The organism is Thauera sp. SWB20 (assembly GCF_000831325.1).
GTDB classification, from domain to species: domain Bacteria; phylum Pseudomonadota; class Gammaproteobacteria; order Burkholderiales; family Rhodocyclaceae; genus Thauera; species Thauera aminoaromatica.
In genome coordinates, this window is record NZ_JTDM01000010.1 from 86462 (window position 1) to 112716 (window position 26255).

General features: G+C 67.4%; 25 protein-coding genes. 23 read left to right on the top strand and 2 right to left on the bottom strand.

Going from position 1 to position 26255, the window contains the following annotated elements; all coding sequences use genetic code 11:
* Window positions 1-204: 204 nt before the first annotated feature.
* The 21 genes from PO78_RS01845 (at window position 205) to PO78_RS01940 (ending at window position 22196) form a co-directional block, all read left to right on the top strand.
* On the top strand, window positions 205-1518 hold the full coding sequence (locus PO78_RS01845) for a tyrosine-type recombinase/integrase (RefSeq protein WP_043741723.1): 1314 nt from the start codon (window positions 205-207) through the stop codon (window positions 1516-1518).
* A 197-nt stretch (window positions 1519-1715) separates the two neighbouring features.
* Complete coding sequence (locus PO78_RS01850; protein ID WP_082047673.1) at window positions 1716-2015, top strand: helix-turn-helix transcriptional regulator; 300 nt, start codon at window positions 1716-1718, stop codon at window positions 2013-2015.
* 11 nt (window positions 2016-2026) lie between these two features.
* Window positions 2027-2395: a helix-turn-helix domain-containing protein gene (locus PO78_RS01855; RefSeq protein WP_082047674.1), complete on the top strand. Its 369-nt coding sequence runs from the start codon at window positions 2027-2029 to the stop codon at window positions 2393-2395.
* A 2-nt stretch (window positions 2396-2397) separates the two neighbouring features.
* Window positions 2398-3285 (top strand): toprim domain-containing protein, encoded by an 888-nt coding sequence (locus PO78_RS01860; RefSeq protein WP_043741726.1) that lies wholly within the window; start codon window positions 2398-2400, stop codon window positions 3283-3285.
* The gene (locus PO78_RS01865) at window positions 3278-5125 is read left to right on the top strand and encodes a hypothetical protein (protein WP_052484340.1); all 1848 of its coding nucleotides are present in this window, start codon (window positions 3278-3280) and stop codon (window positions 5123-5125) included. Before PO78_RS01860 ends, PO78_RS01865 begins: the two co-directional genes overlap by 8 nt.
* On the top strand, window positions 5122-5736 hold the full coding sequence (locus PO78_RS01870) for a hypothetical protein (protein ID WP_043741728.1): 615 nt from the start codon (window positions 5122-5124) through the stop codon (window positions 5734-5736). The genes PO78_RS01865 and PO78_RS01870 overlap by 4 nt, the downstream gene beginning before the upstream one ends.
* 4 nt (window positions 5737-5740) lie before the next feature.
* On the top strand, window positions 5741-6106 hold the full coding sequence (locus PO78_RS01875) for a hypothetical protein (protein ID WP_043741730.1): 366 nt from the start codon (window positions 5741-5743) through the stop codon (window positions 6104-6106).
* Window positions 6107-6290: 184 nt separating this feature from the next.
* On the top strand, window positions 6291-6821 hold the full coding sequence (locus tag PO78_RS01880; RefSeq protein WP_231570592.1) for a hypothetical protein: 531 nt from the start codon (window positions 6291-6293) through the stop codon (window positions 6819-6821).
* 418 nt (window positions 6822-7239) lie between these two features.
* Window positions 7240-7362, top strand: a complete 123-nt coding sequence (locus PO78_RS23490) for a hypothetical protein (protein ID WP_269429715.1) — start codon at window positions 7240-7242, stop codon at window positions 7360-7362.
* Between the two features lie 2 nt (window positions 7363-7364).
* On the top strand, window positions 7365-7553 hold the full coding sequence (locus PO78_RS01885; protein WP_043741737.1) for a hypothetical protein: 189 nt from the start codon (window positions 7365-7367) through the stop codon (window positions 7551-7553).
* Window positions 7550-7882, top strand: coding sequence for a hypothetical protein (locus tag PO78_RS01890; RefSeq protein WP_156147755.1), 333 nt, complete (start codon window positions 7550-7552; stop codon window positions 7880-7882). The genes PO78_RS01885 and PO78_RS01890 overlap by 4 nt, the downstream gene beginning before the upstream one ends.
* Window positions 7883-8303: 421 nt before the next feature.
* Window positions 8304-9074: a sulfite exporter TauE/SafE family protein gene (locus tag PO78_RS01895; protein ID WP_043741743.1), complete on the top strand. Its 771-nt coding sequence runs from the start codon at window positions 8304-8306 to the stop codon at window positions 9072-9074.
* Window positions 9075-9211: 137 nt separating this feature from the next.
* Window positions 9212-10102 carry a polyamine aminopropyltransferase gene (gene speE, locus PO78_RS01900; protein ID WP_043741805.1) on the top strand — a complete coding sequence of 297 codons (891 nt, stop codon included), beginning with the start codon at window positions 9212-9214 and terminating at the stop codon, window positions 10100-10102.
* 108 nt (window positions 10103-10210) lie between these two features.
* Window positions 10211-11518 (top strand): 16S rRNA (cytosine(967)-C(5))-methyltransferase RsmB, encoded by a 1308-nt coding sequence (gene rsmB / locus PO78_RS01905; protein ID WP_043741746.1) that lies wholly within the window; start codon window positions 10211-10213, stop codon window positions 11516-11518.
* Window positions 11478-12077 (top strand): DUF4390 domain-containing protein, encoded by a 600-nt coding sequence (locus PO78_RS01910; RefSeq protein WP_012586322.1) that lies wholly within the window; start codon window positions 11478-11480, stop codon window positions 12075-12077. Before rsmB ends, PO78_RS01910 begins: the two co-directional genes overlap by 41 nt.
* Window positions 12074-14191, top strand: a complete 2118-nt coding sequence (locus PO78_RS01915; RefSeq protein WP_012586321.1) for a sensor histidine kinase — start codon at window positions 12074-12076, stop codon at window positions 14189-14191. Before PO78_RS01910 ends, PO78_RS01915 begins: the two co-directional genes overlap by 4 nt.
* Window positions 14192-14200: 9 nt before the next feature.
* Window positions 14201-15448, top strand: a complete 1248-nt coding sequence (locus PO78_RS01920) for a sigma-54-dependent transcriptional regulator (protein WP_012586320.1) — start codon at window positions 14201-14203, stop codon at window positions 15446-15448.
* A 130-nt stretch (window positions 15449-15578) separates the two neighbouring features.
* A complete protein-coding gene (trkA, locus tag PO78_RS01925) occupies window positions 15579-16982 on the top strand; it encodes a Trk system potassium transporter TrkA (RefSeq protein WP_004315386.1) in 1404 nt (467 codons plus the stop codon).
* A gap of 1 nt (window position 16983) precedes the next feature.
* The gene (locus tag PO78_RS01930; protein WP_012586319.1) at window positions 16984-18459 is read left to right on the top strand and encodes a TrkH family potassium uptake protein; all 1476 of its coding nucleotides are present in this window, start codon (window positions 16984-16986) and stop codon (window positions 18457-18459) included.
* A gap of 100 nt (window positions 18460-18559) precedes the next feature.
* Window positions 18560-19630, top strand: coding sequence for a uroporphyrinogen decarboxylase (gene hemE, locus PO78_RS01935; RefSeq protein ID WP_004315390.1), 1071 nt, complete (start codon window positions 18560-18562; stop codon window positions 19628-19630).
* A 391-nt stretch (window positions 19631-20021) separates the two neighbouring features.
* The gene (locus PO78_RS01940) at window positions 20022-22196 is read left to right on the top strand and encodes a primosomal protein N' (RefSeq protein ID WP_043741753.1); all 2175 of its coding nucleotides are present in this window, start codon (window positions 20022-20024) and stop codon (window positions 22194-22196) included.
* Between the two features lie 216 nt (window positions 22197-22412).
* Here PO78_RS01940 and PO78_RS01945 read toward each other — a convergent pair whose 3' ends face one another.
* Window positions 22413-23318, bottom strand: a complete 906-nt coding sequence (locus PO78_RS01945) for an ROK family protein (protein ID WP_012586317.1) — start codon at window positions 23316-23318, stop codon at window positions 22413-22415.
* Window positions 23319-23334: 16 nt separating this feature from the next.
* The gene (gene can / locus PO78_RS01950) at window positions 23335-23982 is read right to left on the bottom strand and encodes a carbonate dehydratase (protein ID WP_043741756.1); all 648 of its coding nucleotides are present in this window, start codon (window positions 23980-23982) and stop codon (window positions 23335-23337) included.
* Window positions 23983-24180: 198 nt separating this feature from the next.
* Between can and PO78_RS01955 the strand changes: the two genes are divergently transcribed.
* Window positions 24181-25155 (top strand): YcjF family protein, encoded by a 975-nt coding sequence (locus tag PO78_RS01955; RefSeq protein ID WP_012586315.1) that lies wholly within the window; start codon window positions 24181-24183, stop codon window positions 25153-25155.
* Window positions 25156-25397: 242 nt separating this feature from the next.
* The gene (locus tag PO78_RS01960) at window positions 25398-26231 is read left to right on the top strand and encodes an aldo/keto reductase (protein ID WP_043741758.1); all 834 of its coding nucleotides are present in this window, start codon (window positions 25398-25400) and stop codon (window positions 26229-26231) included.
* The last annotated feature ends 24 nt before the right edge of the window (window positions 26232-26255 follow it).

Below are 26255 nucleotides of genomic sequence, written 5' to 3' on the forward strand. Positions count from 1 at the left end.
ACAGGGGGTTTCGATAATGGGCACAACTTCCCATTTTTTACGCCCAAGGCGCAGACGAACAGCGCGGCACGATGGGCACAGCGAACAACGGATGGTCCGGAATGCTGCGCTGGTATTGGGGTTAAGGCGCTGGGTGCGATCCTTCGTAAGATGGGCACAAAAACCTGAAAAGCATAATGCATGGGCACAAGCGCGAGGTGAGACATGGCACTGACGGATGCGAAGCTGCGAAGCCTGAAACCGGCGGAAAAGCCGTTCCAGGTATCTGATGGCGGTGGGCTGTTTGTTGAGGTGATGCCTGGCGGTGCGATGCCGTGGCGACTGCGCTATCGCCTGTATGGCAAACAGGAGAAGGTGACGCTTGGCGACTACCCTGCCTACTCCTTGGCGGACGCCCGGCTGTGGCGCGACGATTGCACGGCGCTGGTGGAGCGGGGCGTATCTCCGATGGCACTGAAGCGCGGTGATGCGATCCCGAATGATGTGGCCGTGGCGGTGAAGGAACGAGCGCAGAAGTTCATCGATGACTGGTGCCTGCACGTCCGCAAGAAGATTGAGGCGAAGGCGGCGGAAGCCCGCGCCGCCAGCACGGTCCAGGCATTTGCGGAGCGGTGGTTCAGCGAGGTGGCCGAGCCGAGCAACAGCAACCCGCGCAACATCCGGCGCATCCTCGACAAGGACGTGATTCCGGGCATGGGCGATAAGCAGGTGGCGGAAGTTACCGCAGATGATGTGCTGGCGATCACGGACAAGATCAAGGCGCGAGGGGCCGACCAGATGGCGCTGGCAACGCGCAATGTGCTCAAGCGGCTGTTTGCCTATGCCATCGCTCGCGGGCTGACGAAATTCAACCCGGCTGCGGCGGTGGAGGCGAAGTACATCGCCACCGCCAAGAGCCGGGATGTGGCGCTGTCGTCGGACGAGGTGGGCAGGCTGCTAAGGTCGATCTACCAGTCTTCGATGAAGCGCGCCAACAAGCTGGCGCTGCACCTGCTGATCCTGTGCATGGTGCGCAAGTCCGAACTGATCGAGGCGCGATGGGATGAAGTCGACTTCGATGAGGCGGTGTGGTCGATCCCCGGTGAGCGCATGAAGAAGGATCGCCCGCACGTGGTGCCGCTGTCCAAGCAGGCGCTGGCGATGTTCGAGGAACTGAAAGGGCTTTCAAGTGGCTCCGACTTCATCTTTCCGAGCCGTAGCAGCCTGAACAAGCCCATCGCGCACAGCACGCTGAACGTCGCCGTTCGCACGCTCGACCTCGACGTGCGGGACTTCGTGCTGCACGACTTCCGACGCACGGCGTCCACGTTGCTGCACGAGGCCGGATTCAACTCCGACTGGATCGAGAAGTGCCTAGCGCACGAAACCAAGGGTATCCGAGGCGTGTACAACAGGGCCGAGTACATCGGACACCGGCGCGAGATGCTTCAGTGGTGGGCCGACTTCGTTGATGCGCAGATCGAGGAAGGCCGGAAGGTCATCATCGGGCGCTTCGGGAAGACTTACCGGGCGGCGTGATCCCGTCATGGGAGGTCTGTTCAACTGGAAAAGGGAGTGAATTAAGCAAGCATCGTGCCAAAGAAGGCCGCAAAACTCCGCGACGTTCCGCACTGACCCCCTGTAGGGCGTGCAAACCACTTGCGGATGCTAATACTAGTGCGTCATGTGCTCCGGGCGTTCCGGGGCGCGCTGCTCAGTTCCAAGGAGAAGCAAGCATGACCGCAATCAAACAGCCCGCACCTACCATCCTGAGGCGCAGTAAAGTGGAAGCCCGCACCGGGCTTTCCCGCTCGACCATCTACGCGAAGATGCGCCCGAATCCCAAGAGGCCGGGCGATTTCGACCCCACGTTCCCTAAGCCCATCGCCGTAGGCGCTCGCGCTGTCGGTTGGATCGAGGCCGAGATTGACGGCTGGCTGGCGGCGCAGATCGAGAAGAGCCGCGCACAGGCCAACGAGGCCGAGCAATGCCGGCGCGGAGGCAAGCGCGCCGATGAAGCTGGCGTGATCCGGTAAGGGGGCGCGCCATGGACTACAAGAGAACGGGCCGCGACCGTGGCGACGGCGCGACCCGCAAGAGCTTGCTTCAGCAGATTCACGCCGATTTTCCGGGTAACAGCACCGAAGCGCAACGGGCGCGACTGCTGGCCGCGATGCGCGAGGCCGGGCACATCACGACGACAGAGGCGCGGCTGTTCCTCGAAGTGATGAACCCGTCGCAGCGCGTGACCGAGCTGCGCAACCAGGGCGCGGAGATCGACACCGCGTGGACGCTCGAACCGTCGGAGGCCGGGCGCGATCCGCATCGCCAAGCGCGGTATGTACTGACTCCGAACCAGGGCGGCGCGGCTGCTGGCGATCCGTTCGATGACGATGTTGATTGGATGGGGGCGTGACCATGAGCATTCACGACACCATCAACCAGTTTCGCACCGCCATGCTCGACGCTGGCCTGGCCCCGCCTGATGTGATCGAGGCAGACGGGCAACTGCACCGCTTCCATGTGCATGGCGACAAGCCCGGCACCCGCAACGGCTACTACGTCCTGCATCCCGATGGCCGAGCCGCTGGCATGTTCGGTTCGTGGAAAACCGGACTGCGCTCGACGTGGGCGGCGGACGGCAAGCGCATGTCTGAGGCCGAGCGCGAGACGTTCTCCCGGCTGATCGAGGCGGCGCGGCTGAAGGCGCAAGCCGAGCGGCGGGCCGAACACGAAGCGCGAGCTATCGAGGCGCGGGCAGAATGGGATGCTGCGGCACCGGCTGACCCGGCGCACCCGTATCTGACCAGGAAGGGCGTGGGGCCGCACAACCTGCGCCAGCGTGGCGGGCTGCTGATCGTTCCCCTGTTTGATGCCTTCGGGCTGCTGTGGAACGTGCAGCGCATCCAGGCGGACGGCGGCAAGCGGTTCAAGCCGGGCCGGGCCGGTGGTCTGTTCTCTCCCATTGGCGACTTCACCAACCCGACGACGATCTTGACCTGCGAGGGATGGGCGACCGGCGCAACGCTGCATGAGGAAAGCGGGCATCCGGTGCTGTGCGCGATGAACGCGGGCAGCTTGCTGGCCGTGGCGAAGGCGGCGCGTTCCGCCTGGGCTGGTGCTGAACTTGTAATCTGCGCGGACAACGACCGCTTCACCGAAGGCAATCCGGGCGTGACCTACGCGACCGCTGCGGCGAAGGCGACCGGGGCGAAGCTGATCGTTCCCGAGTTCCCCGAGGGCGTGGCGGGTTCGGACTTCAACGACTTGGCGATGCTCCGTCGCAAAGGGGGCCGCCATGAGTGAAGCAATCGACACCCTGGCCGCCGATCTTTTCGGCGCAGACGCGGCAGACGTTCCAACGATTGCAGACCTGATCGAGCGCGCAACCGATCCCGCACGCGATGAGCTAGCGGCGGCGCTGGCCGTGGTCGCCAAAATCATCGAGGCCGCGAAGGACGACCCGACTGCACACCTCGACCCGTCGGCCATGAGTGCCTTCAAGCTGGTGCGCGAGTGTGATCCGCTTGAATACGAGATTGCCCGCACCCGGATGAAGCAGGCGAACAAGTTGGTGCGCGTGGAGACGCTGGACGACTTCACCAAGTCGGACAACTCAGGAGCGCAAGTTCACGAATCGGCAGCTACCGCACTGACGGCGCTCGCTTCGGAGCTGTGCGAGTTGTGGCACGACCCGGACGGTAACGCTTTCGCTAGCTTCGAGCGCGAGCACGACGGTGGCGTGCATCGTGAGCACTGGCGTGTCGAATCGACCGGCTTCAAGGATTGGCTGGCATGGCTGGGCCACACCCGGCTAGGGGCCGCGCCATCGTCCGAGACGGTCAAATCAGCCTGCAACGCCATCAGCGGCAAAGCCAAGTTCGACGGCGCAGAGCACACACCGGCATTGCGTGTCGCCAAGACGGGCGCGGGCTATTGGCTCGACATGTGCGACGACCAGTGGAGGGCGATCCACACGACGACGACAGGGTGGGCGATTGTCGAAAAGCCGCCTGTCCGGTTCATTCGCAACAAGGCCATGCGCTCGATGATCGTTCCTTCGGCAGACGGCAACGTAGACTTGCTGTGGGCGCTGGTGAACGTGCCGGAGGAAGATCGTCCGCTGGTTCTCGCGTGGATTCTGGAATCCCTGCGGCCGGACACGCCTTATCCGGTACTCGAACTGATTGGCGAGCAAGGTAGCGCCAAGAGCACGACGCAAGAGACGATCCGGCTGTTCCTCGACCCCAACAAGGTGATGCTGCGGGGCAGGCCGAAGGGCGTAGAGGATGTGTTTGTCGCGGCTGGGGCAAACCATGTCATCAGTCTGGAAAACCTCTCGGGCATCACGCCGGAACTGTCGGATGCGCTCTGCACCATCAGCACCGGGGGCGGGCAGGCCGGACGCCTGTTCTTCACCAACGGCGAGGAACACATCATCGAGGCGCACAACCCGGTGATGCTCAACGGCATCGGCGCAGTTGTCACCCGGCCTGACCTGCTCGACCGCACGATTGCAGTCTGCCTCCCGGTAATCGGTGAGCGCATCACCGAGGCCGAGCACGCAGTAGCCGTTGATCGTTCGGCACCTTCCGTCATGGCGGGGCTGCTCGACCTGTTTGCTCAGACGCTTGCGGGACTCGATGCTGTTCATATCGACCCCAAAGACAGGCCGCGCATGGCGGACTTCGCGCACCTGGGAGAAGCAATGCACCGGGCGATGGGCGGCACTCCGGGGGCATGGCTGGCGATGTACCTGGGCCATCGGCGGGATGCGATCCGGCGCACCATTGATTCGTCGCCAGTGGCGCAAGCCTGCATCGAACTGGTGGAGAGCGGCGGGCGCTACAGCGGCACGGTCAAGGGATTGCTGGAACTGTTCAACACGCGCAACGCGGACAGCAACATCGAGCGCGGCGACTACTGGCCGCGAAGCCCCAAAGGTCTAGGCGATGCTCTGCGGCGGGCTGCACCTGCGCTTCGGCAGATCGGTATTCATCTCTCCGTGGATACCAAGCCGAGGCGCGATGGGATGCACTGCCATCTAAGGGCCGGGGGCGAGTCTTTCCCCGGCGAGTCCGTAAATAGAGAACCAAGTTCACCAAGTTCACAACGTTCACCGCAAAGGGAGGTTGTGACCCTATGAACCTCTCTGAACTGCTCAAGCTGGGCATCATCGCCAGCATCGGCGGCGACGGCGGATTGCAACTCGACGCCCCGAAAGGGGCGCTCACCCCGGAGTTGATCGAGCGCATACGCCATCACAAGCCCAGCCTGCTCGCTGAGATACAGACGGCGCGTGAAGTTGGTGAACGTGGTGAACTTCATTTCCTATGTACGAACCCTGCGGGGGAAGAACTACCCCTTGCCGGAGACGTTCACCGCGAGACGCCGACCGACACCGCGCCGCCCGTCCGAGCAACCCGCTGGCTGCTGCACTACGCCGACCGCGAGCCGATGGAGGTGTGGTTCGCGCCTGCTGCCGACCATGCCGAGGCGCTGGTGGGCTATCCCGATGCGGTGGCGGCTGAACCGCTGCCCGAAGTACGCACGCCGCCAGTACGCGACGAGGTACGCACGGAAACGACGGCGCGGGGCTGCAAGTCCTGCCGACACCGAAGGAGGCCGGGCCTGTCGGCGGGCTACTGCTCAGGGCGTGACGATCTGCCTGGGGCGTATGGCGACCATCACCCGCTTCGTCGCCTGCCTGATGACCAGGGCGCGAGCTGCGCCAGCTACCGACCGCACGAGGACTGACACCATGCAAAAGACCTTTCCCCCGGAGTTCTCCGCGCTGATGCAGCAGTACCGCGACACCGCTGCTGGCCTGGGTGACGACCATCCCCTGGCACGCCGCCTGTGGCTGCTGGTGGTGCACACCGCGCCTTCGTGGTTCATGGATGAAATGTCCGCGATGGCGAAGGACATGGGCCTGATCCCTGAGCCGTGCGTGTGCGACGACGACGGCCAGAGGTTCTACAGCCTCGATGCGCTGGCGGCGAAGCTGGGCATCCCCGCAGACGAGGTGCAGCAGCACATGGATGTGCTCAGGGCCGACGCGGCGGCGATGGGCCTGTCGGATGCGATCCAGGCGAAGGATGCACGCGACCTGCACCCGCTGCATTGATCGCAACATCATCAGAAACGCCTGTATCCCAATGGTGGCGAGGGATGCGGGCGAATCGGTACGTTTTACGAGCGCGCAAACTCCCTTTTGATTTCGGTGAATTTTTTGCGAGGGCAACATGGGCGGAAGTGGTAGCGGGCGGCGCGGTGGACGTGATCTGACTGCGCACTATCGGCGGCTCGATGTGCGCGAGCTGCACCGTGCGGGCGTGCTGACACCCGGCTGGCGCGGTGGCTGGTGCTGGTATCGACGCGGGGAGAAACGGGCCGAGATCAACATCGAGGCGGGCGAGTCATCCATCAGGCTGCGGTACGACGCGACCAGCGGCGGCGAGCGCAAGAACTACGACTACGCGGTGACGCTCTCGCGCTCGGCCTGCAACTACGGCGGTGCTCGACTGTGGTTCCTGTGTCCCTGCTGCGGGCGGCGCGTGGCGATCCTGTACGGCGGCGCGATGTTCGCGTGTCGGCGCTGCTACCGGCTGGCCTACGAGGTGCAGCGGGAGGATGTGATGGACCGCATCGCCAGACGGGCGGACGCCATCCGGGAGCGGCTGAAATGGGAGGCGGGCATCCTCAACTCGGATGGATGGAAGCCGAAAGGGATGCACTGGCGCACCTTCTGGCGGCTGAAGGCAGAGCATGACCGACTGAAGGGCGGCGCGCTGGGCGCGTGGGCGAAGCGGCTGGGCATTCTGGGCGGAACCGGGCGCTGACCTTGCGGCGCGGTATCTGCCCGACTGGTATCCAAGGCCGAGGTATCCAGCAGGGTATCCACGGAAACGCGGGCTGTGATCGATGGTTACCAGCCCATGGTTACCAGCATGGTTACCGGCAAAAACGGACTCTCAGGCCACACCGCTTGACCGTGACGCACATCGCGGCGATGATGCAGGCGCATCGCAAACAACGGTGCCGGGAATTGGAAAGCCCGAAACCTACAGGCCGATGAGGCCGCGCACGTCGCGGCTTTTTCACGTCGGCTGCATGGCATCGCCTGCTCAATGGCGGGCCGTGCGGGGAGCCTTCGGGCTGCCGGTTTCCTGTAGGCCGGTCTTTCCAACCCCGCACGGTTCCGCCACCCCGATTGGAAAGCGGGGTGCGGAGATTCAGACCGCTACAGGAGCACGCACCATGCACACCATCATCCAGGCGCACGCCGCGCCGACCATCACCCGCCTGCACCTCTACCGCACCCTGCGCCATGCCTTCGGGCCTGCGCTGGCCTATCGCATCGCCTTCGCGTGGAGGGCGTGAGCATGGACACCGCCAAACTGCACGCCGCCATCACCGCTATCGAGGCGCTGGCCTCCGCGCTCACGATCCCCGGCACCGACTGCGCCGACCGCGCCGCCGAACTGCGCGAGCTGCTGACCGGCATCATGCGCGCCGCTGCTGATGCACTGTTTGCGCTGGCGCTGACGGACTCCGAAGGGGGGGAGGTATGAGACGACCGATCTACGAATCCATGCACCTGCTGATGCAGCGGGCGCACGACCAACTGACGCCCGCTGACTGGTTTCAACTGACCGACTTGGCAGACGCCGCCGCCAGCGAGGCGCTACGGCTGGCCAAGGTGACCGAGCATATCGGCTGCATGGTGAGCGATGACGGCGAGAGCGCGGCCCGCTCAGGCTTCTTCCAGAACTCGGAAGACGTGTTCGCCCTGCTGTGCTCGCTGTCGCACTCGCTGGAGACGGTCGGCGCAATGGCCGAGGTCGGCAGCTACGCCGCATCGAGGCTGATACCGCTGGACGTGCAGAGGGGAGGCGCTTGACCGCACGCTGCGCCAGCAGCAACCAGACCCGGCCGTGCGCCGGGTTTGTTGTTTGTGGCGTGGTGACCGCGAAGGCATGAAGGTGGCGCAACAGGGCGGGTTGGGGCTGCAACGGCTGATGTTCTGATAGATTCCGGGGGGTGCTGCGCCGTTTGTGCCCAAGGTTGTGCCCATTCGAGGCGATATTCAGAATGAAGGCCAAGAAGCGCAAGGGGGGTGGCGGATTCGCTCGCTTCTGCATCGAAGTAAGTGGGCTGACCGTCGGTCGGTTGGCGCGGCGGAAGTCGCAAACAGAGGCGCGCCGACAGCCGGCGTTCATGCCGGGATCCGGTGTCGCGTGCGCGCCGTCGGCCGCCGTCGCGTCAAACCGTCGCGATCCTCCTCGGCCGTCTCTCTCTGTTCCACGTGAAACACCCCTCCCATGGAAACCGAATTCCTCTTCCTTGCCCTCGGCGTCGCCGCGCTGTTTGCCGGCTTCGTGGACTCCATCGTGGGCGGTGGAGGCTTGATCCAGTTGCCCGCACTTTTTGCGGCCTTTCCGACGACCGCGCCTGCGACGCTCTTCGGCACCAACAAGCTCGCGAGCATCGTCGGCACGACCAGTGCCGCCGTCCAGTACAGCCGACGGGTCGAGATTCCGTGGCGCGTCGCGGCGCCGGGTGCCCTGGCTGCGCTTGTCGGGTCGTGGTACGGAGCCAAGGCGGTGGCCTACCTGGATCCCGCGATCCTGCGTCCGTTGATTCTGGCACTGTTGGTGTTGGTGGCCGTGTACACCTTCCTGCGCAAGGATCTCGGCGCGGTCTCGTCCGAGCCGGAGCACGGGGCGCGTTCGGTTGCGATCGGGCTCGGCGTGGGTGGAGTGATCGGGTTCTACGATGGCTTCTTCGGGCCTGGAACCGGGAGCTTCCTGATCTTCCTTTTCATCCGCTTGCTGGGGATGGACTTTCTCCGCGCATCGGTTTCGGCCAAGATCGTGAATGTGGCGACCAACCTCGCGGCGATCAGTTTCTTTGTCGGCAATGTGGAGCTGATGTGGAAGCTGGCGGCGATCATGGCGGTGTGCAATCTGAGCGGCTCGATCCTCGGTTCCCGGGTGGCGCTGAGGCACGGTACGGGTTTTGTGCGAAAGATGTTCCTTGCAGTGGTAGCGGTGCTGATCCTTCGCCTTGCCTACGATACCTTCCTGCGCTGACGGGCTGTTTCACGTGGAACAGCCGCGCGTGCGGATGCACCTCGTGTTTGGATGGAAGGATGGCTTGACGCCGCCGGGGTGGCGGCGGGCGGTGTTCGTGGCTGCCTGAAATCGAAAGCTGTGGAGTGCAGAAGATCATGTGCGGAGCGTCCTGGTTTGCCGATCTGCCGAAGGATGTCCTCGCCGAGCTCCTCGGCGAGGATGCCGGCTACTTTCTCCGTGGTGCGCGCCTGCTCGAGTCCGGCCGCTCCGAGTGGCAAGACTACGAGGTCTGGGAAACGCCGCGCTTCGGCAAGCTCTTTCGCCTCGATGGCTGTTTCATGACGTCCGAGCGCGACGAGTTCCACTACCATGAGAACCTGATCCACGTTCCCGGGGTTGCCCATCCTGGCCTGCGCCGGGCGCTGCTCATCGGGGGAGGGGATGGCGGTTCGGCCGAAGAGCTGCTCAAGTATCCGGGCATCGAGCGTATCGTGATCGCCGAGCTCGACGCGAAGGTGGTCGACATCGCCCGGCGCTACCTCGACGCCGTGCATCATGGCGCCCTCGACGATCCCCGCGTGGAGATCCGCATCGGGGACGGGATGGCCCATGTGTGCGAGCATGCTCCCGCCGCGGGCGAGCGCTACGACCTGATCGTGCTCGATCTGACCGACCCGATCGGGCCGGCGGAAGCGCTCTACACCGCCGACTTCTTCGCAGCCTGCAAGGCCCTGCTGGCCGAGGGCGGGGCGCTGACGCTGCATATCGGTACGCCGGTATTCCAGCCCGAGCGTGTGCGAGAGTTGCTCGCCCGCCTGCGTCGGGTGTTTGCGCGGGTGCGGCCGTACTTCCTCTACATTCCGCTCTATGGGAGCCTCTGGGGCATGGCCTGCGCGTCCGATACGCTCGACCCGGCTGCGCTCGACGCGAACGAGGTGGACCGCCGTCTTGCCGAGCGCGCCATCCGCGAACTGCAGCACTTCAATGGTGCGGTACACTGTGCGCAGTTCGCCCTGCCCAATCATCTGCGTGCCTTGCTGGCCTGAGCCAGTGCCGCTTCTTCGGCCGTTCTCCAGACCTTGACCCCAGCCCACCCCAAAGACCGACGGTCCGCCCTGCCGGCCGCCGGCTCGCCCCGCTCCCGCACAGCCGGTGTGCGTGGTGCCCCACGCCGTGCTCCGGAACAGCCCATCGACAGCCTCGGCTACGCGCTCGCACGGGCAACCGAACTGGTCGCTGGCGTGATCGACGGCGCCAACCTGACCGATGCCTTCGAGCGCATGCAGGCCGGGCATCCGGAGTGGCCGGAAGGCACGCGTGGCGCCGTGCGCGACCTCGCCTGGTCGACCTTGCGCGAGTTCGGGCGCGGTGATGCGATCCTTTCCCGCCTGCTGCATAGTCCTCCTCCGGTGGAGATTCGGGCGCTTCTGCTGGTTGCCCTGCAGCGCCTGACGCAGCGCCCCGAGCAAGCCCACACGGTGGTCGATCAGGCTGTGGGCGCCACGGCCGTGGCGATGCCCGGCCTGCGCAACCTGGTCAACGGTGTGCTGCGCAATGCCCTGCGTCGGCAGTCGGAGTGGCAAGGCTGGATCGAGGCCGAGCCCGAGGCGCGTCATGCCTTTCCGGCCTGGTGGGTGGAGCGTGTGCGCAGCGCGCATCCTCAGGCCTGGCAGGATCTGCTCGCGGCCGGCAATACGCGTCCCCCCATGGCCTTGCGGGTCAATCCGCGCCGTGCGACGTTGGCCGAGGTCGAGGCGGAGCTTGCCGCAGCCGGGCTGGAGTTCAGGCGACTCGACAACGACGCGCTGGTGCTCGCGCGTCCGCTGGCGGTCGCACGCCTGCCCGGGTACGCCGCAGGGCGCTTGTCGGTGCAGGACGCGGGGGCACAGTGGGCGGAGCAACTGCTCGATGCTCGAGCCGGCGAGCGTGTGCTCGACGCCTGCGCGGCCCCCGGCGGCAAGACTGCACACATCCTCGAGAGGGCCGATGCGGACGTGCTCGCGCTGGAGCTTGATCCGCTGCGGGCGGGTCGGGTGGCGCGCAACCTCGACCGCCTCGGCCTGCGCGCGGAGCTGAAGGTCGCCGACTGCCGCCGCCTGGCAGCGTGGTGGGATGGTCGTCCCTTCGACCGCATCCTGGCCGATGTGCCGTGCTCGGCCTCCGGCGTGGTGCGCCGACATCCGGACATCAAGTGGTTGCGCCGGGACAGCGATATCGCCAACTTTGCCGCACAGCAGGCGGAAATCCTGGAGGCACTTTGGCGCACGCTCGCCCCGGGTGGCACAATGCTCTACGTCACCTGCTCGGTGTTCGACGAGGAAAACGCCGGTCAGGTCGCCCGCTTCTGCGTCCGCCATGCCGACGCGGAGCGACTCCCGATTCGCGGATCTTCCGACCTGCAGCTGCTGCCTTGTGCCGACCATGACGGCTTCTATTACGCGCTCCTCCGCAAGCGGCCCTGAGCGCGCCGTTCGCTTCGCCGTGGCCGCGCTGCTCTTGTTGTGGGCGCTGAGCGTACGCGCGGAGAGCGTCATCCGCAGCGCCGAGATCGTGCCCGGTGACGGCGGTTATGTCCTCAACGCGGATATCGCGATCGATCTCAATCCCCGCCTGATCGATGTGGTCACGCGCGGCGTCTCGCTTTACTTCACCACCGAGGTGCTGATCGAGCGCCCGCGCTGGTACTGGCTCAACGAGACGGTGGCGCGTCGTAGCCTGGACTACCGGCTCTATTACCACGCGATCACGCGCAGCTTCCGGCTCTCGGTCGGCAATCTGCACCAGAACTTCGACGAACTCGACGAGGCGCTGCGCACCATGCAGCGCGTGCGCAACTGGCTTGTCGCGGAGACCGGCGTCCTCCAGTCCGGGGTCTCGCACGAGGTTTCCCTTCGCTTCCGGCTCGACACCAGCCAGCTTCCCAAGCCTTTTCAGGTCACCGCGATCGGCAGCAACGACTGGAACGTCGAGACCGAGTGGGTGCGCTGGACCTTCCTGCCGGGGGCGCCGGGGTTCCGATGAAGCGCGTCCTGCTCGCCGTCGCCGCAGCGCTGTCGGGGATCTCGTTGTTCCTGCTCACCTCGGCGAGTTCGAACACCACCCTGTTCGCGACCAGCTATCCTTGGTTGCTCGCGCTCAACGGCGGCATGGCCGTGGTCCTCGCCGCGCTCGTCGGCATGCAGCTGCATCGCCTGCTGCGCGAGCACCGCGAGGGGCAGTTCGGTTCCCGTCTCAAGATGCGCCTGGTGCTGATGTTCGCGCTGATGGGCGTGGTGCCGGGGCTGGTGATCTACGGCGTGTCCCTGCAGTTCGTGGTGCGCAGCATCGAATCCTGGTTCGACGTGCGGGTCGATTCGGCGCTCGAAGGCGGGATCGCGCTCGGCCAGAACGCGCTCGATTACCTGGTGAGCCAGGTGCGAGACAAGGCGGACGACATGGTGCTGGAGCTCGAGGGGGCCGGGCAGGGCGCGGGTACCCGGCTGAATCGGCTGCGCGAGCAGGCCGGGATCGCGAGCGCCACCATCCTTGCCCCCGCGGGCCAGGTGCTCGCCACCGCGGCCGAGTCGGGCCGGACGCTGCTTCCCGAGCTTCCGGGCACGGCCGAACTGCGACAGGCCCGTCAGAGCCGCCATTTTCATTCTGTGATCGCCGAACCCGACGGTCGCCTGGTGATCCGCGTGCTGACGCCGATCCCGGTGCGCACGCTGGCGGGCGAGTCCAATCTGCTGATGCTGCAGCAGCCGGTCCCCGAATCCTTCGGTCGCAATGCCGAGGCGGTCCAGGAGGCATACCGCGAGTACCAGCAGCTGACGCTCGGACGCAGCGGGCTCAAGCGCATCTACACGGTCACCTTGAGCCTGACCCTGCTGCTCGCGCTGCTTGGCGCGCTCGCGGTCGCGGTGCTGATCGCGCGTCGATTGGCGCAACCGCTGCTGATCCTGGCCGAGGGCACGCAGGCGGTGGCGCAGGGCGATTTCAGCCCGCGCCAGGCCTTGCCGGCGAACGACGAACTCGGCGTGCTGACGCAGTCCTTCAATCGCATGACGCGCCAGCTGCAGGAGGCGCGCGCGGCGGCCGACCGCAATCGCGCCGAGGTCGAGGCTGCGCGCGCCTACCTGGAGTCGGTGCTGGCGAATCTGTCCACCGGCGTCCTCGCCTTCTCGGCCGACGGTCACCTGCGCGCCGCCAACCATGGTGCGCTGCAAATCCTCGAGGATGATCTGGGCGGATTCGAGGACATCCCGCTCGAGGCCTGGCCACGCCAGGCCGAGCTCGGCCACATGCTGCGCGAGGGCTTCACCGCCAACACGGGAGACTGGCAGAAGCAGATGGAGTTGCCGGTCAGGGACCGCCCGCCGCGCACCCTGCTGATTCGCGGCTCGCGCCTGCCCGAGAGCACGGGGGGCGGCTTGGTGGTGGTGTTCGACGACATCTCCAGCCTGATCGCCGCGCAGCGTACGGCGGCGTGGGGCGAGGTCGCGCGCCGGCTCGCGCACGAGATCAAGAACCCGCTGACGCCGATCCAGCTTTCGGCCGAGCGTCTCTCCTTCAAGCTCGCCGATCGCCTCGACGACAACGGGCGTGAGATGCTCGAGCGCGCAACCACCACCATCGTGAATCAGGTCGAGGCGATGAAGAACCTGGTCAACGCCTTCAGGGACTATGCGCGGCTGCCGGCGCCGCAGCTCGCGCCGCTCGACCTCAACGCGCTGATCCGCGAGGTGCTCCACCTGTACGAGAGTGCCGCGGTGCAGATCCGCACCGAGCTGGGGGGAGCGCTGCCTCCGGTGCAGGGCGATCCGACGCAGATCCGGCAGGTGATCCACAACATGCTGCAAAATGCGCAGGACGCGCTTGGCGCGCAGGAGGACGCGGAGATCTCGGTGATCACCCGTCGTGACGGCGAGAGCGCGCTGCTGCTGTGTCGCGACAATGGCCCGGGTTTTCCGCCCGAAGTCCTGGCGCGCGCCTTCGAGCCCTATTTCACTACCAAGTCGCGCGGCACCGGCCTGGGCTTGGCGATGGTCAAGAAGATCGTCGACGAGCATGGCGGCGAGGTCCGCCTCAGCAACCGCGAGGGCGGTGGCGCCGAAGTGCGCATCCGCCTGCGGCTGGCCGAAAACAAGGAAGCATGACGAAGAAAAATGGCAAAGATTCTGATCGTTGACGACGAAATCGGCATCCGCGAACTGCTCTCGGAGATCCTCCGCGACGAGGGGCACGACATCCTGCTCGCCGAGAATGCCACCGCCGCGCGCGCAGCACGCAACGCAGTGCGTCCGGACATGGTGTTGCTCGACATCTGGATGCCCGACACCGACGGCATCACCCTGCTCAAGGAATGGGCGGCCAATGGCCAGCTCAACATGCCGGTGGTGATGATGTCGGGGCACGGCACCATCGACACCGCGGTCGAGGCCACCCGCATCGGCGCGATCGACTATCTGGAAAAGCCGATCGCGCTGCAGAAGCTGCTCGCCGCGGTCAAGCGCGGGCTGCAGCGTCCGCAGGCGCCCGGCGTGCAGTCGGCACCGACACTCGCCGCCTTTCATCGCTCCGTGCCCTTGCGCGAGCTGCGCCGCCGGCTCGAGCAGATCGTCGGCAGTTCTCGCGTGCTGCTGCTGCGCGTCGGCGCGGGGTCGCTCGCCGAACTGGTCGCACGCAGCGTGCAACCCGCCAACGCCCCCTGGCTCGACCTCGCCGCCGTCACCGCGCCGCTCGACATCACCCAGTTGCAGTCCACCCAGGGCGGCGTGGTGTTCGTCGGCGAGCTGGCCCGCCTGTCGCGCGCGCAGCAAAAGAACCTCGCCTTCGCGCTCGACCGCCTCGAGCGCTACGACTTGCGCCTCGTCGTCGCCACCGACCGCAGTCTCGAGGCCCTGGTCGGCGAGGGCTGGGAGGAGGGGCTGCTCGCCCGCCTGTTCGAGGTGAGCCTCGCGCCGCCCTCGATCGCCGACGTCCGCGAGGACCTGCCCGAGCTCGCCAGCCAGATGCTGCTGCATCTGGTGGAGGCGGGTGAAGTGCCGCTGCGGCGCTTTTCCACCGCCGCGCTCAACCAGCTGCGCAACCTGCCGTGGCCGGGGGGCTACCCCGAGTTGCGCGCCGCGGTGAAGTCGCTCGCGCTCGGCACGCTGGAGGAGGAGATCGGCGCCGGCGAAGTGCGTCGCCTGCTGCCACCGGATCTGGGCGCCGGCGCCTGCGGCGTGTCGCTCGACCAGCCGCTGCGAGAGGCGCGCGAGGCCTTCGAGCGCATGTACTTCGAACATCATCTGCGCCTCGAGGGCGGCAACATGACCCGCCTGGCGGAGAAGACCGGCCTGGAGCGCACCCACCTCTACCGCAAGCTCAAGCAACTCGGCCTGCAGGCCGGGCGCCGGCACGAGGAGTCCTGAACCCTGCGCGCTCTCCTGCCGCTGCGCCACGGCTCGGCAGGATCCGGCGGTTGCTGCGGCGCAACGTCTGCGTTTGCCGGGCCGGGTGGGGGGCGTAGAATCGGCGGCTTGGACACTTCCGGATACAACGTTGAAGATCATCATTCTGGGTGCAGGCCAGGTCGGCGCCTCGGTGGCCGAGAACCTCGTCTCCGAAGCGAACGACATCACCCTGGTCGACACCAGCGAGGAGTATCTCGGCGCGCTGCGCGAGCGCCTCGAGATCCGCACCGTGTGCGGCAACGGCGCCTCGCCGCGAGTGCTGCGCGAGGCCGGCGCGGACGATGCCGACCTGCTCATCGCGGTGACCCAGTCCGACCAGACCAACCTGTGCGCCTGCCGCATCGCCAAGGCGTTGTTCAACCTGCCGACGCGGATCGCGCGCTTGCGCTCGACCGACTACGTCGACCATCCCGAACTGCTCGACGACGACAACTTCGCGGTGGATTTCTCCATCTGTCCCGAGCAGGTCGTCACCGACTACATCAAGCGCCTGATCGCCTTCCCCGAGGCCCTGCAGGTGCTCGAGTTCGCCGACGGCGTGGTGAGCCTGATCGGCGTGCGCGCCTTCGAGGGTGGGCCGCTGGTCGGCCATCCGCTCAAGGCGCTGCGCTTCCACCTGCCCAACGTCGAGGTCCGCATCGCCGCGATCTATCGCAACGGCGAGCCGATCATGCCGGAGGGCGACACCATCATCCTGCCCGGCGACGAGGTGTTCTGCCTCGCCGCCACGGTGCACATCCGCCAGGTGATGCGCGAGCTGCGCCGCTCCGACCGGCCGATGCGGCGGATCATGATCGCCGGCGGCGGCAACATCGGCTTCCGGCTCGCGCAGTCGATCGAGGAGAACCACCACGTCAAGATCCTCGAGCTCAATCGCACCCGCGCCGAGATGCTCGCCTCGCATCTGTCGAATGCGCTCGTGCTGCGCGGCGACTCCACCGACGAGAAGCTGCTCGAGACCGAGGGCATCGACGAGACCGACCTATTCGTCGCGCTCACCAACGACGAGGAAGACAACATCATGTCCGCCTCGCTCGCCAAGCGCATGGGCGCGCGCCGCACGCTCGCGCTCATCAACCGCAAGAGCTATGTCGACCTGGTGCAGGGCGGACCGATCGACATTGCGATCTCGCCCGCGCACACCTCGATCGGGACGTTGCTTGCCCACGTGCGCCGCGGCGACGTGGTCGCGGTGCACAGCCTGCGCCGCGGCGCCGCCGAGGCCCTGGAGATCATCGCCCACGGCAGCAGCAAGGACTCCAAGGTGGTCGGGCGCCCGATCGAGCAGATCGCCCTGCCGCGTGGCGCGAGCATCGGCGCGGTGGTGCGCGACGAGAAGAACGAGGAGGGCAGGGTGGTCCGCCGCGAGGTGATCATCCCGCACCACGACACGGTGATCCGCGAGGATGACCACGTGATCGTGTTCTGCACCAACAAGAAGCTGGTGCAGAAGGTCGAGAAGCTGTTCCAGGTCGGCTTCCACTTCCTCTGACATGTCGTCCGACGCCCGCGCCCGCGCGTACTACCCCGCGCTCAACGCCCTCGGCCTGATCATCATGATCTTCGGGCTGCTGATGGGCTTCCCGCTCGTCGTGTCGGCCGTGCTGGGCGACGGCGCGACCCTGGCCTACGACCAGGGCCTGTTCGTCACCTTCGTCGCCGGCCTGCTGCTCTGGGCGGCGACGCGCAGCAAGCGGCGCGATCTGCGGGTGCATGACGGTTTCCTGCTGGTGGCGGCGACCTGGGTGGTGCTGCCGCTCTTCGGCGCGCTGCCGCTGTTGGCCTACATCCCCGATCTCGGCTTCACCGACGCCTACTTCGAGGCGGTCTCCGGACTCACCGCGACCGGCGCCACGGTGCTCACCGGGCTCGAGCACCTGCCGATCTCGATCAACCTGTGGCGCACCTTCATGCACTGGGTCGGCGGCATGGGGGTGATCGTGCTCGTGGTGGCGATATTGCCGCTGCTCGGCATCGGTGGTCGTCAGCTCTACAAGGCCGAGGTGCCGACGCCGATGAAGGACTCCAGCCTGACCCCGCGCATCGCTGAGACGGCGAAGGGGCTGTGGCTGACCTACGTGTTGCTGACCATCGCCTGCGGATTCAGCCTGTGGTGGGCAGGGTTGGCGCCCTGGGATGCGGTGATCCACGCGTTCTCCGTCGCCGGCCTGGGCGGCTTCTCCAACCGCGACGCGTCGCTCGGGCATTTCGACAGCGTCGGGGTGGAGCTGGTCACCGCCGGCTTCGCGTTGCTCGCCGGACTCAACTACGCGACCCACTATCTCGCGCTGGTCCGGCGCTCGTCGGCGCCTTATCGGCGCGATCCCGAGATCCCCTTCTATTTCGGCGTCCTCGCGCTCTCCACGCTGATGCTCACCGCGTACCTCCTCGCCCAGGGCATCTTCACCGACTTCGGCGAGGCGCTGCGCTACGTCGCCTTCCACGTCGTCTCGATCTCGACCTCGCTCGGGCTCGCCACGCACGACTACACCTTGTGGCCGATGTTCGCGCAGATCTGGATCCTCTTCCTGGGCAGCTTCGTCGCCTGTTCGGGCTCGACCGGCGGCGGCATCAAGATGATGCGGGCGATGATCCTGTACAAGCAGGTCATCCGCGAGATCGTGCGCTCGCTGCATCCGAACGCGGTGCGCCCGGTGCGCATGGGCAGGAACCCGGTGCCCGAGCACATCCTGCACGCCGTGCTCGGCTTCAGCTTCATGTACATGGTCAGCATCGTCAGCCTGACCCTGGTGCTCTCCGCTGCCGGGCTGGAACTGGTGACGGCGTTCTCGGCGGTCGTGGCCTGCCTCAACAACACCGGCCCGGGGCTCGGCCTGGTGGGGCCGGCGTCCAACTACCAGGGGCTCGACGACCTCCACAAGTGGGTGCTGTGTTTCGCGATGATCCTCGGCCGTCTGGAGATCTTCACCTTCCTGGTGGTGCTCACCCCCACGTTCTGGCGGCGCTGAGCGGCCCTGCCGCGACTGCTTGACCGACGACAAGCCCGTTCGGGGGCCGGACAGGCGATAATCCCGGCTTGTGCATGAACGCCCCGATAGAGGACTCGACGTGAGCCGCCTGAAGAACGACACCTTCCTGCGCGCCCTGCTGCGCCAGCCCACCGAATACACCCCCGTCTGGCTGATGCGCCAGGCCGGGCGCTACCTCCCCGAATATTGCGAGACGCGCAAGCGCGCGGGCAGCTTCCTGCAGCTGTGCAAGAGCCCGGCGATGGCCTGCGAGGTGACCCTGCAGCCGCTCGCGCGCTACGACCTCGACGCCGCGATCCTGTTCTCGGACATCCTCACCGTGCCCGACGCGATGGGCCTCGGCCTGTACTTCGCCGAGGGCGAGGGCCCGCGCTTCGAGCGCCCGCTCAAGGACGAGTGGGAGATCCGCAACCTCAGCGCGCCGGACCCCCACGCCGAGCTGCAGTACGTGATGGATGCGGTCGCCGAGATCCGCCGTGCGCTCGACGGCAGCGTGCCGCTGATCGGTTTCTCGGGCAGCCCGTGGACCCTGGCCTGCTACATGGTCGAGGGCGGCTCCTCCGACGACTACCGCAAGGTCAAGTCGCTGGCCTACAGCCGCCCCGACCTGATGCACCACATCCTCGACGTCACCGCGCAGGCGGTGGTGAAGTACCTCAACGCGCAGATCGAGGCCGGCGCGCAGGCGGTGATGGTGTTCGACTCCTGGGGCGGTGTGCTGTCCGAGGCCGCGTACAAGGAGTTCTCGCTGCCTTACCTGGAACAGGTCGTAGCAGGCCTGATCCGTGAGCGCGACGGCCAGCGCGTGCCCAGCATCGTGTTCACCAAGGGCGGCGGCCTGTGGCTGGAGTCGATCGCCGCGATCGGTTGCGACGCGGTCGGCCTCGACTGGACCATGGACATCGGCCGCGCGCGTCGCCTGGTGGGCGACAAGGTGGCGCTGCAGGGCAACCTCGACCCCAACGTGTTGTTCGCCCCGCCCGAGGCGGTCGCGACGGAGACGCGCCGGGTGCTCGATGCCTTCGGCAACCATCCGGGACACGTCTTCAATCTCGGCCATGGCATCTCGCAGTACACCCCTCCGGAGAGCGTGAGCGTGCTGGTAGACACCGTGCACGCGCACAGCCGGGCGATCCGCGCCGGGGCTTGAGGCGTGCGGGCGGCGGTGCGCTGCAGAACAGGCCTCCGCCGCCATCTGTCAAGCACGAATTCGTGTTTTCCGGGCTTGACTTATGCACATTTCACGGGTTCTGCCCGGGAATGCCGCCCATAACGGGCTTTGTCCGATAGTTTTCATAAGTCATTGAAAATAAAGTAGAAAAATTCGCGCAATGTTAAGGCATTGTGACGAAACCCCTTGTGCGGCGCAGGTTTGAGCCCGATTCACCCAGCTTTCCCACAAACTTATCCACAGGTTTTGTGGACAAGCTGGAAGCCTCATTTCCCGCCAGCCACTTGCCCGCCGTTTTCTCGGCCCGCTCTCAGCGAAGTCGTACAAGTCGCTGAAGAAGAACAATTTTTTCTCCAGCCTCCGCCGCTCCATGGCCATCGTCCGCGTCGCCCTGCCGATCCCGCTGCCGCAAGCCTTCGATTACACGGCCGCGGATGCGGGCGTGGGAGACGTCGGGCGCTGCGTGAAGGTGCCGTTCGGGCGCGGTGAACGCACCGGGTTGATCGTCGGTATCGGCGACGAAGCGGGGGTGGAACTCGCACGGATCAAGCCCGTGCTGCACATCCAGCGCGGCGTGCCGGCCTTGCCTGCGGACTGGCTGGAGCTGGTGTCCTTCGTGGCGCGCTATTACCACGCGCCGCTCGGCGAGGTGGTGGCGCTCGCGCTGCCTCCTGGCCTGCGTCGCGCCGACGGCGTCAGTGACGAGGACGAGGATCCGCTGCTTGGCGTCGCCCCGAAGGGCGGCGAGGCGCTTTGCGCGGCGCGGCGGGCGAGCCGGGCGCTCGCGCTGCTGCAGGCGCTCGCTGCGGAGCCGGGGCCGTGGCGGCGCAGCGCGATCCGTGCCCGGGAGGGTGGCGAGGCGGTGGGCGAACTGCTGCGCCGTGGCTGGCTGGAGATCGTTGCCGACCCCGGCGCGCGTCACGAAGCCGGCGCGCAGCCGCTGGCGACGCCGGAGCAGGCCGCCGCGGTGGACGCGATCGTCGGTGCCGGGATGCGTTTCCGGCCCTGGCTGCTGCATGGCGTCACCGGCAGCGGCAAGACCGAGGTCTATCTGCGCCTCGCCGCGCACGCGCTCGCGCAGGGCCGTCAGGTGCTGATGCTGGTCCCGGAGATCGCGTTGACGCCGCAGCTCGAGCAGCGCGTGGCGCAGCGCTTTGCCGCCGCCAACGTGGTCAGCCTGCATTCCGCACTCGCCGACGGTGCGCGTTCGCGCGGCTTCGTGCAGGCACTCAGCGGTCGTGCCGACATCGTGCTCGGCACCCGCCTTGCGGTGTTCGCGCCGCTGCCGCGGCTAGGCCTGATCCTGGTCGACGAGGAGCACGATGCCTCGTACAAGCAGCAGGAAGGCGTGCGCTACTCGGCGCGCGACGTGGCGGTGTGGCGCGGCCGCCAGCGCGACGTGCCGGTGGTGCTCGGCTCGGCGACGCCCTCGCTGGAGAGCTGGTTCCACGCCCGCAGCGAGCGTTATGCGCTGCAGAGGCTGAGCCGGCGTGCGGTCGCCGCCACGCTGCCGGCGGTGCGCTGCATCGACACGCGCAGGACCAAGCTCGACGAAGGCCTGAGCCCGGCGCTGCATGTTGCGATCACGCAGCGCCTGGAGCGCGGCGAGCAGAGCCTGGTCTTCCTCAACCGCCGCGGCTACGCGCCGGTGCTGTCGTGTCCGTCCTGCGGCTGGGTCAGCCGCTGCCCGCATTGCTCGGCCAACCTCGTGGTGCACCTCGCCGATCGCCGCCTGCGCTGCCATCACTGCGGCTGCGACGGTCCGATCCCGCACGCCTGCCCGAGCTGCGGCGACCAGGACATCCAGCCCTTCGGCCGCGGCACCCAGCGTATCGAGGCGCGCCTGGCCGAACTCTTTCCGCAGGCGCGCGTGCTGCGCGTCGATCGTGACGCGGCGCGCACGCGCAGCCAGTGGGAGACGCTGCTCGACACCATCGCCGCAGGCGAGGCCGACATCCTGGTTGGCACCCAGATGATGGCGAAGGGCCACGACTTCCCCAAGCTCACCCTGGTCGGGGTGGTGGGGGCGGACGCCTCGCTGCATGCCGCGGACTTTCGCGCCCCCGAGCGCCTGTTCCAGCAGCTGATGCAGGTCGGCGGCCGTGCGGGTCGCGGCGCGTTGCCCGGAGAGGTGCTGATCCAGACCGAATACCCCATGCACCCGCTCTATCTGCACCTGGCCAAGCACGACTTCGACGCCTTCGCCCGCATGGCCCTGCAGGAGCGCCGTGCCGCGGGCTTCCCGCCTTTCACCCACCAGGCCATGCTGCGTGCCGATGCGCCGGCGCTGGAGGATGCCGTCGAGTTCCTGCGCCATGCGCGCCGGCTCGCCGAGGAGCGCGCGCCCGTGGGGCTGCGTCTGTACGACCCGGTGCCGATGCGCATGACCCGCCTCGCCCGCCGCGAACGCGCGCAGCTGCTCGTGGAGGCCGACCACCGCGGTCCGCTGCAGGCCTTCCTCGCGGAGTGGGTCGCGGTGCTCTACCGCCAGCGCACCGCGCGCGAGCTGCGCTGGCAGCTGGACGTGGATCCGCTGGAGGTCTGAGGCAGGGTGATGGTTCGTCAGGGCAGCCAGGCGGGAATGTTCGTCTCGGTCGCCGGCGTCGTGCCCCGACGGGCTGCGTGAGGATCCTGGCGGCCGAATCGCGACTGGCGTCGCTCCTACAGAAAACCGCCGCGCCCCCGCAGGCGCCTGTAGGAGCGACGCCAGTCGCGATTCACACCGTGCCGCGCTGCCCGGGAGAATTCCCGCTCGACGCGCTCAGTTCGACGGCCACAGCCAGGCCGCCCCGCGTACGCCCGAGGCGTCGCCGTGCCGTGCAGGCAGCAGGCGCGTGGACACGGTGTCGGAAAACACGTGCGCAGCCCACCGCCGCGGTACGTGCTCGTACAGGCGCGCGATCTGCGACAGGCCGCCGCCGAGCACGATGACCTCGGGGTCGAGCAGGTTGATCACGCCCGCGAGTGCGCGCGCGAGCCGCAGCTCGTAGCGTTCGAGACTGGCCTGAGAGGCGCGCTGGCCCTCGATGGCCTGGCGGGCGATGGCTGCAGCGTCGAGGGGCTCGCCCCCATGGCGCAGATGATCGGCGGCCAGGCCGGGACCGGACAGGTAGGTCTCGATACAGCCGGCGCGTCCGCAATAGCAGGCGGGCAGGGGGAGGTCGTCGGGCGCGGGCAGCGGCAGCGGGTTGTGGCCCCATTCGCCGGCCACCGCGTTGGCGCCCACCAGCAGTTTCTGGTCGACGACGATGCCGCCGCCCACCCCGGTGCCGAGTATGGCTGCGAACACGGTACGTGCACCCGCGCCGGCGCCGTCGGCGGCCTCCGACATGGCCAGGCAGTTGGCATCGTTGGCGAGGCGGAGCGGTCGGCGCAGCAGGGCTTCGAGGTCCTGCTGCAGCGGCTGGCCGTTCAGGCAGGTGGAGTTGGCGTTGCGGATGCGGCCGTCGCGCGGCGAAGGCGACCCCGGTGTGCCGACGCCGATGCGGGCGCCCGCGCCGGTGAGGCGCTCGGCCTCCTCGACCAGCGCGGCGATGGCTCGCAGCGTGCCGCCGTAGTCGCCCTGCGGGGTCGGCACCCGGCGGCGCCAGCGCTCGCGACCGTCGGCGTCGAGCACCACGAGCTCGATCTTGGTGCCGCCGAGGTCGATGCCGATGCGGGTCCCCATGCCGTGGCGGGCAGCGTCAGCCGATGCGCTCGACCGCGTCGCGATAACGCTCCACGGCCTCCTCGCGGGTGCCCGCGCTGACGCCGAGGTCGCGCACGAGGCCGTCCTGCAGGCTGTAGCACCAGCCGTGCACGGTGACGCCCTGGCCGCGCTGCCAGGCCTCGCGCAGCACCGAGGTCTGGCACACGTTCACCACCTGGTGCATGGCGTTGAGCTCGCACAGGCGGTCGGCGCGCTCGGCCGGGTCGGTGAAGCGCTCCAGGCGATCGATGTGGCGGTCGCGCACGTCCTGGATGTGGCGCAGCCAGTTGTCGGTGAGGCCGGTCTTGTTGTCGTTCATCGCCGCCTTCACGCCGCCGCAGCCGTAGTGGCCCACGACGAGGATGTGCTTCACGCGCAGGATCTCGACCGCGTAGTGGATGACCGAGAGTGCGTTGAGATCGGTATGCACGACGACGTTGGCGATGTTGCGATGCACGAAGACCTCGCCCGGCGCGAGCCCGATCACCTGGTTCGCCGGCACCCGGCTGTCGGAGCAGCCGATCCACAGGTATTCCGGCGACTGCTGCTTGACCAGGCGCGAGAAGAACTCGGGGTCCTCGGAGTGCATGCGTTCCGACCAGTTCTTGTTGTTGGCGAAGAGATGTTCGATCGACTGGGACATGGTGTGTGCGGGCCTGGAGTGCGGTAATGCGTAATTATGTCCGTGCCGGCCGGCGGCGGCCAGCATCGGCGCGCCGTGCTCGCAGCACGGGGGGATCGTCCCGCCGCCGCGCCGGTCGAATCGTTACAGCGTGTCATGCGCGCTTGAAGCGCCACCGCCCATCCCCAACCTGAATGTTTTCCACCGCGGAGTCCGTCCATGAACCTGAATCCACAGCAAGCCCGTTCCCTCGTCGCGATCTGCCTGCATGCGGCCTTCGCCGACGGTCACCAGGGGGCGGTAGAGCGCGACCATGTGCGCAAGGTCGCCGAATCGCTCGGGCGCGAGGCGGAGATCGACTTCATCGCGCTCTACCAGGACGTCCTGCTCGGCGGGCTCGGCCTGGAGGCGGCGGTGGCCGGGCTGGGCGAGGCGAACCTGCGCCAGCTCGCCTTCGAGCTGGCGGTCGGGGTGTGCGAGGCCGATGGTGGGCTGGATGCGCGCGAGAAGGACTTCCTCGAGCGCCTGTCCGGCTTGCTCGAGCTCTCGCGGCCGGCTGCGGACGCCTTCGTGCGCGAGGCGGAAGCGCTCGGCCAGGCGCCGGCCGACGGGCCGCTCGCCAGCCTTCCCGGCCTGGGCGAGGACGAGCCGGCGGCTGCGCCGTCCGCCGCCGCCGCCCCCGATGCGGCAGCGCTCGACCGGACCATCCTGAATGCGTCGATCCTCAACGGCGCGCTCGAGCTGCTGCCGCAGTCGATGGCCTCGATGGCGATCATCCCGCTGCAGCTGCGCCTGGTGTATCGCATCGGCCAGGCGCATGGGTACGAGCTCGACCGCGGGCATATCAAGGACTTCCTCGCCGCAGCGGGCGTGGGCCTGACCGGTCAGTACGTCGAGCAGTTCGGCCGCCGGCTGATCGGCGGCCTGCTCGGCAAGGTGCTCGGCGGGGCGGGGCGCGCGGTGGGCAGCCAGGCGACCGGCTCGGCCTTCTCCTTCGCGACCACCTGGGCGATCGGCAAGGTCGCGGTGCAGTACTACGGTGGCGGCCGCACGGTCGATGGCGATGCACTGCGCCAGGCCTTCGCAGGCCTGTTCGAGCAGGCCAAGGCGATGCAGGAGCGCTACGCGCCCGAGATCGCGCAGCGTGCGCGCACGCTGGATCTGAAGCGGCTCACGGATGAATTGCGGCGCTGAGCAGGGGAGGGCCGCGCGAGGGCGGTTTCACGTGGAACCGCCCTCGGGAGTGATTGCAAGGCGGGAGATGGCACGCGGAGGCCGCCCCGCCGGCCTGCCCGTTTCGAGGCCATGCCTCGGTGCGCGCTGACCCTGTGACGGCGCCACGCCCGACGGATCTGCACTGGCGTGGTTCCCAGGGTCCTTACATAAGACGCCGGAATGTGGAATCCTGTAGCCCCTCTCTCTTTCTCGAGATTTTCATGAAAATCACGCCAGCTCCCCTGCTCACCTTGTCCAACGGTGTCGAGATGCCGCGGCTCGGCCTCGGCACCTGGCCGATGAACGACAGCGAGGCCGCCGAGACGGTCGCTCTCGCGCTCGACATGGGCTATCGACTGATCGACACCGCCGAGAACTACGAGAACGAGCGTGGCGTCGGCGAAGGTATCCGGCGCGCGGGTGTCGCGCGCGGCGAGCTCTTCGTCACCACCAAGTTCAACCGCAAATGGCACAGCGTCGAGGGCGCGCGCCAGGCCTGCGAGGCCAGCCTCGAGCGCCTCGGCCTGGACTACATCGACCTCTTCCTGGTGCATTGGCCCAACCCGGACCAGGGCCGCTACGTGGAGGCCTTCGAAGGCCTGGTGAAGCTGCAGGAGGCCGGCCTCGTGCGCGCGATCGGCACCTCGAACTTCAAGCCCGCCCACCTGCAGCAACTGTTCGATCGCGGGTTGTGCCCGCAGGTGAACCAGATCCACCTCGACCCCTGGCATGCGCGCAGCGACCACATCGAGGTGCACGAGGCGCGCGGCATCGTCACCGAGTCGTGGAGCCCGCTCGGACGCGCCAACGCCATGCTGGCCGACCCGACGATCCTGGACGTCGCGCGCCGCCACGGCCGCACGCCGGCGCAGGTGATCCTGCGCTGGCACACCCAGCTCGGCTACGTGCCGATCCCGAAGTCGTCCAACCCGACGCGTCTCGCCGAGAACCTCGACGTGTTCGGTTTCGAGCTCTCCGCCGAGGAGCTCGCCGCGATCGGTGCGCTCGACCGCCCCGATCCGGAGATGCTGGATTCGGACGTGTTCGGGCACTGAGGCCGCTGCCGCGGTCGGCGTTCG